The sequence below is a fragment of the Vibrio sp. 1641 genome (genome assembly GCF_033339995.1).
GTDB classification, from domain to species: Bacteria; Pseudomonadota; Gammaproteobacteria; order Enterobacterales; family Vibrionaceae; genus Vibrio; species Vibrio alginolyticus.
The window spans coordinates 1-654 of the sequence record NZ_JAWOVP010000226.1 but is presented as its reverse complement, the minus strand read 5'-3'; the positions used below and the strand labels follow the sequence as shown (position 1 = coordinate 654).

Genomic DNA, 654 nt, shown 5'->3' with positions numbered 1-654 from the left:
TTGGTTAGGCGATGTGCTCAATGAATTTCTGGCGGAGAACCCTGACGTCAGAGTCCAGCTCACCAGTGATTTTTCCGATACACACCACGATCCAGATTTGTTTATCTGGCTAGGTGAACACAAAGGGCTGGATTGGCGCAAAGAAACGCTTGGCGTATTTCGTTACACCCCATTCGCGTCGCCAAACTACATCGAAAAACATGGCCCCATCCACCACCCGAGAGAACTAAACAAACATCCGTGGATAGATTTTGGGTCGATACAAGAGAATGGTTTGCTACTCTCGCACCCAGAACAAGGGGAGTTTTTTCTAGAGCCATTTGTCAGCCGACTCTATAGCGACAACATTGCTATGCAGATCGATAGTATCGCCAACGGACACGGCATTGGTCTCTTGCCAACTTGGACTGCACAAGGGTATGAGAAACATCACCCCGGCCGTATCACCCCATGCCTTGAAGGCTGGCTTTCAGAGCCAATAGCGATCAACTGTTATACACCAGCAGGGCGTCATCCTCTTCGCTTATCCGTACTGCTTGAAGATATTCACCAAAGTATTCCGCTAGATTGGAAATATTGAGGCAAATAAAAAGGCCATCAACATGATGGCCTTTTCTCACAACCGCTCAACAGAGCCGGTTTAAACAACTGTCT

At 47.9% G+C, this 654-nt stretch carries 1 protein-coding gene; it reads left to right on the top strand.

The window, feature by feature from the left end; all coding sequences use genetic code 11:
* Nucleotides 1-580: LysR substrate-binding domain-containing protein (locus R7Z47_RS25195; RefSeq protein ID WP_318130810.1), on the top strand; the 580-nt coding region annotated here is incomplete at its 5' end.
* Between the last annotated feature and the right edge of the window lie 74 nt (nt 581-654).